The following is a 5,503-nucleotide window of genomic DNA, read 5'->3' as shown; positions in this document are numbered from 1 at the left end:
CCCTGGACTTCGCCGCGCCTCGCCTTCGCCAGCGGTTATGGCGCCGGTGTCGCGGCGCCGGGATGGTGTGCGCATTTGTGGGGCAGGCCGCGCGCCGGAATCGTCACGAGCTGGCTGGCGCGGATCGCATCCGCGTTGCGCGAGGAAGGCCACCTGGTTTCGACCGCGTCGCTGATCGAGGCCGAGCGGCTGGCGGTCGGGCTGGCGGCGATGCGGGACCGGCCGGCGCCCGGTTTCGAGGAACTGCGCGAGGCTGCGATCGCCTGCCTGTGCTTTGGCGAAGCGCTGGTATGGGAAACGATCGCGCGCCGCCTGCTGATCGGCGCCGAGGTCGGAAGCATCCCCGACAACGTGCCGCTGGCGCCCCTCCTGGAGGATCTGCAGCGTGAGCAGAAGCGCTTGCGGCTGAAGCCCGAGGCGCTCGAGCGTGAACTTGCCGTCGATCTGCGCAGCGAGAGCGGGCTCGACCGCTCGACCCTGCTGCATCGCCTGACCCTGCTCGGCGTGCCCTGGGGCAAATTGACCGACGCAGGCCGCAGCCGCGGCACCTTCCGCGAGCGTTGGGTATTGCGCTGGGAGCCGGAGTTCGCGGTTCAACTGGTGGAAAACCTGGTCCACGGCCCGACCATCGCGCAGGCGACCGGCGGCCGCATGCGGGCCGAATTTGCGCAAGCGACCGAGTTGAAGACTCTCGCGGACCTCGTTCTCGCCGCGCTCACCGCGCGTCTGCCCGACGCGGTCGAGAACGGTGTCGCGCTGATCGAAAAGCGCGCGGCACAGACCGGCGATTGCGCCGAACTGCTTGCGGCGCTGCCGCCATTGGCGAACACGGTACGCTACGGCCAGGCGCGCGAAACCGACGCGGCGCAGCTCGCCGCGCTACTGACACGGATTCTGGTGCGGGGCGCGCTGGCACTGCCCTATGCGGCGCGCGGATTGGATCAGGCCGCAGCCGGCGCGATGCGCAACGTCGTTCGCGGCGCCAATGATGCGGTGATGCTCGCTGAGATCGGTGGTGAGGACCGCGACGCCTGGCACCATGCCCTGCGCGCCCTGATCGAGGACCCGCAGGCAGCGCCGCCTCTCGCCGGCGCCGCCGCGCGCCTGCTCTACGAGGCGGACGCGCTTTCCCTGGACGAGGCCGCCATTCTGCTGGGCCGCGCGCTCTCGCCCGGCCGGGCGGTGGCGGACGCGGCCGGCTTTTTCGAGGGCTTTTTCGAGGGCGGCGGTGAGCGGCTGATCCATGACAAGGATCTGCGCGATGCGGTGGATCGCTGGATCTCCAGCCTGGACGCCGACATGTTTGTCGCGCACCTGCCGCTGTTCCGCCGCACCTTCGCAAATCTCGATCGCATGCAGCGCAAACGGCTGCTCGATGCGCTGTTCGGCCGCGCCGGAGCCGGCCTGCCGGGCCGTACGCTGGTGCCGGACGCGGCTGCGATCTGGCCGCGCCATGTCGCGCGCATCAGCGCCATCCTCTCCGCGAGGCCTGCCGATGAGTGAGGATCGCGACCGGCGCTGGCGGCTTGCGCTCGGCGGCGAGGACGAGGCCTTGAGCCAGGCCGACCAGAGGCTGTCCGACGCGCTGACGGCGCTCTATGGTGAAGGCGATGGCGACGAGAAGAAGCGCAGGGGCGGTCTCGGCGGCTCGACGCCCAATGTCGCGCGCTGGCTGAGCGATATCCGCGAATATTTCCCCTCGCCCGTGGTGCAGATCGTCCAGAAGGATGCGTTCGATCGCCTCGGCCTGCAGCGCATGCTGCTGGAGCCGGAATTCCTCGCCGCGGTCGAAGCCGACATCAACCTGGTCGCAACCCTGATATCGTTGCGCACCGTGATGCCGGACAAGACCAGGGACACTGCGCGGCAGGTGATCGCGAAGGTGGTGGCCGAGCTGATGGCGCGGCTGGAGCGCAGGACGGCGGAAGCCTTGCGCGGCGCCGTCGACAGGTCGCGCCGGACCTCGCGGCCGCGCTTCAGCGATATCGACTGGCCGCGCACGATCAGAGCCAACCTTGGGCACTACCAGGCCGAATATCAGACCATCGTGCCGGAAAGGTTGATCGGCTTCATGCGCAGGCAGCGGCGCATCGTCGTCGACCTCGATGAAGTCGTGCTCTGCCTCGACCAGTCGGGCTCGATGGCATCGTCCGTGGTCTACGCATCGATCTTCGCTGCCCTCATGGCTTCGCTTCCCGTGGTCAAGACCAAGCTGGTTTGCTTCGATACGGTGATCCTGGATTTGACCGAGGAGTTGGCCGATCCGGTCGAGGTGCTGTTCGGCGTGCGGCTGGGCGGCGGCACCGACATCAATCAGGCCGTGGCCTATTGCGCCGGCAGGATCGAACGTCCGAGCAAGGCGCATCTCGTGCTGATCACCGATTTGTTCGAAGGCGGCAATGCCGAGGAGATGCTGACGCGGCTGGCGCGGCTGATTGGCATGGGTGTCAACGTGATCGTGCTGTTGGCGCTCAGCGACACCGGACGGCCCGCCTCCAACCCGGTTCTTTCGGCGCGCGTCGCAGCCCTTGGCGCGCCTGTGTTCGCCTGCACGCCGGACCAGTTTCCCGATCTCATGGCCGCTGCCCTGCGCCGCGAGGATTTGCACGCCTGGGCGGCCGGGCAGGACATCAAGCTGACCCATCCGGCACAATGAAGCGGCGGCCGGATGAACCATTCAGGCCGGCAATCGGGCTACCCTTGGCAGATCTCAGTGCGTATCGAAGATCTTCTGATAGGCGGCAACCGCCTTCCTTGTGGCGGCGAGTTCCGCTGAGCTCGGCTCGTCCGGATTTCTCGCCGGCGGCAGACTTCCGAGTTTCAACAGGCAGGCCATCAGCAGGATGCGGGCCTTGGTCGCCGTCAGGTTCGAGCCCGAGATGAAATATTCATGTGGATCCGCGAAGCCCTCCGGGCTGCCGCGCCCGACGCGCACGACGGGCATGCCGCAATAGATGGCCTTTCGCAGCGCGGCCTCGCGGACCGACGAGGTCATCTTTCCGTAAGGCACGGTGCCCTCGATCACGAAGCCGGCCAGACGATTGGTCTCGAGCTTTCGCGCCACCAATGCGTGCAGGTCGGCCGCGACCAACGGGTCGTCGAAATAGTCCTCGGCAAAAAAGCCGCCATCCTTGACGATGGCAACTGAAGGAATGGCGCTTCCCAGCAGGTCGCCATTGTCTTCCCTGATTCTTGTCTCGTTCAGCTTGACGGCGTCGTCGGAGCGGGCAGCCACTGCGACGGAGGTCGGAATGTTCGTGAGATTGACGTCCGACAGGTAGGTATGTTTCAGCGCCGGGATGTAATGCAGCACGGCCGCGCCGTGATACCCCATGCCGCCGAGAATGCCGCCATGTCCGCCGGTCGCGACATAGCCGCCCGGCCGCGCATCGACCTTCATCACTTCCCGCGCGGCAAAGAAGCGCTGCTCTTGCAGCACGATGACGCCGGCGCGGTTGCGGCCCTGCTCGTCCGCCCAGACCCGTGACGCGATATACTCGATCGAGTCGGTGATGTTCTTCGGGCCGTCGTGGCTGATCTCGCCTTGCGGCCGCTGGGCGGCGTTGCCGCAGATCGGTATCGTGGTGTCGATCACGAGGTTGAACCAGTAGGCCATCTCCTCGATCTGCGGACTGCCCTGGGTGTAGACGGCGCCGTCATAGATCTTGCTGTCGAAGATGCGGCGCGCGGCGTTGGTCAGGCGCGCCAAGGCCGGGCGGGGTGGAGCCTCTCCGAGGTGATAGGGCCGGTAGGCGAAGAAATCCTTGGCGCGGGTTTCCGGCGCGATGTCGCCCTCGCCCATGTCGGTGCGACGCGATGCCAGCAAGCCCTTGGTGTAGCCCGCCGGCGGCAGCACACGGAAGAAATCCACGTCGGCGAACGACGAGATCAGATTGGCGACCCCTTCCGCCCCGACGCTTAGCCGGTCGATCTCCTCGAAGCTGCGCGAGCCGTCCGGATAGAAGGATTGCCGGGCCTGCGAGGCCGGCGCGCCTGGCGCCGTACACTCGCCTTCCCAGGCTTCCCCGTCGGCCTTGCGCGCCATGTAAGGCAGCGGATAGAGGCCGTCTTCCGGCTGGATCTCGATCTCGAACACGGCCTTGTCCTGCGGACTGCTGCGCTGCCGGTGAAATTCCCCCTTTGCATCCAGATAGCCGTCGGGCGGCCCGTAGAGTTCGGCGGCATCCTGTTCCAGCGGATGCGCCGAGAAGCATTCGACGTAGAGCTTCGCCGGCGCCGCCAGCCGCTGGGCGCGCAGCGCATCGAAGCGCGCCTCGCTGCCGTCGCGGTTGTTGCGCAGCGGCAGCCCGTATTTGCGACGCGCCTTGTTCGAGGTCACCAGCGGTGGCGAGTTCTGAATGGTCGCTGTCGGCCCGGCCAGGTGGGCGATCCTCAGTCTGTCTGCCATGGTGGAAATCCCTGGAATGATCGCATCTGAATGCGCGGCGCTTGGTTCCGGAACCGAATCCGGCTTACTCATCGCTGCATCCTGGCGAAGACAGCAAGCAACCGCGTGGAAGGGATACGCGATCGCGCGCCGATCCGAACAAAAGCAAAAAACGGGCCACGCCGCTGCAACATGCGCCTCGATCGAGCCGCACGAACTGAACCCCGAAGCCCTCTGGATCTCCGACTAGCGCGACGCCTGCTTCCTCAGCTCCGCTACGTCGCGCGCCGTAACCTTCGAGGCCTTTGCACCGAAACGCGCGGTGACGTAGTTGGCGACGGCGGCGACCTCGTCATCGGAATAGGCATCGCCGAACGCCGGCATCGAGACGGCGCCGTCGGGCGCATGCCGGCTGGTTCCGGACAACACGATCTGGACGACGTTGATCGCGGTCGGGTCGTTCACAGCCAAGGCGCCGGTGAGCGTCGCGAAGGGCGAGATCGCGCTTTCGCCGCTCCAGCCGTGGCAACTGACGCAGGCGCCTTCGAACACCATCTTGCCGCGCGGGTCCGTCGCGCCGCCGCCCTGCTTGTGTGACGCAGGCGCCGGAGGCGCCGGCGTCGCCGCCAGATCGGGTGAGGCGGTCGCAGGCACCGTACGCAGATAGGCCACGAAGGCGCGGATATCCTCGGGCATCATCTGGCTGAAGCTGCGGTCGACGGCCTCGCCCATCGGGCCTGAGGCCGTGCCATGACCCATCGCATGTCCGATCGACAGATAGGACACGAGATCGTCGTCGCGCCAGGCGCCGATGCCGGTCGGCTTGTCCGATGAGATGTTGAAGGCGCGCCAGCCAGCCGTCACGGCGCCGGCAAATTTTCTGCGGTTGTCGAGCGCGAAGGCCAGGTTGCGCGGGGTATGACATTCGCCGCAATGGGCCAGCGCTTCCGCGAGATAGGCGCCCCTGTTCCATTCCGGGCTCTGTGACGGGTCGGGCTCAAATCGCGTGTCTCGATTGAACACCGCCGACCAGACGCCCATCGCCCAGCGCTGGTCGAACGGGAACGACAACGTATTTGCGGGCGCTCTCGCACGTTCCGGCGGCAGGCTGAACAG

Annotated in this window: 5 protein-coding genes; 3 read left to right on the top strand and 2 right to left on the bottom strand. The window is 66.9% G+C overall.

Going from position 1 to position 5,503, the window contains the following annotated elements:
- Positions 1-1,503, top strand: a 1,503-nt coding sequence (locus tag WCB02_RS11215; protein WP_423958218.1) for a DUF5682 family protein, incomplete at its 5' end; no start/stop codon positions are given.
- On the top strand, positions 1,496-2,656 hold the full coding sequence (locus WCB02_RS11210; protein ID WP_423958217.1) for a VWA domain-containing protein: 1,161 nt from the start codon (positions 1,496-1,498) through the stop codon (positions 2,654-2,656). The genes WCB02_RS11215 and WCB02_RS11210, both read left to right, overlap by 8 nt.
- Positions 2,657-2,710: 54 nt before the next feature.
- Here WCB02_RS11210 and WCB02_RS11205 read toward each other — a convergent pair whose 3' ends face one another.
- Positions 2,711-4,408 (bottom strand): asparaginase domain-containing protein, encoded by a 1,698-nt coding sequence (locus WCB02_RS11205; protein ID WP_423958216.1) that lies wholly within the window; start codon positions 4,406-4,408, stop codon positions 2,711-2,713.
- A 16-nt stretch (positions 4,409-4,424) separates the two neighbouring features.
- Between WCB02_RS11205 and WCB02_RS11200 the strand changes: the two genes are divergently transcribed.
- The gene (locus WCB02_RS11200; protein ID WP_423958215.1) at positions 4,425-4,637 is read left to right on the top strand and encodes a hypothetical protein; all 213 of its coding nucleotides are present in this window, start codon (positions 4,425-4,427) and stop codon (positions 4,635-4,637) included.
- On the opposite strand, the gene WCB02_RS11195 is transcribed toward WCB02_RS11200, so the two are convergent.
- Positions 4,634-5,503 (bottom strand): c-type cytochrome (locus tag WCB02_RS11195; protein ID WP_423958213.1); only part of this gene is annotated, 870 nt, incomplete at its 5' end. The genes WCB02_RS11200 and WCB02_RS11195 overlap by 4 nt on opposite strands.

Source organism: Bradyrhizobium sp. (assembly GCF_049581145.1).
GTDB lineage: Bacteria > Pseudomonadota > Alphaproteobacteria > Rhizobiales > Xanthobacteraceae > Bradyrhizobium.
This window is presented reverse-complemented; position numbering and strand designations above follow the sequence as displayed.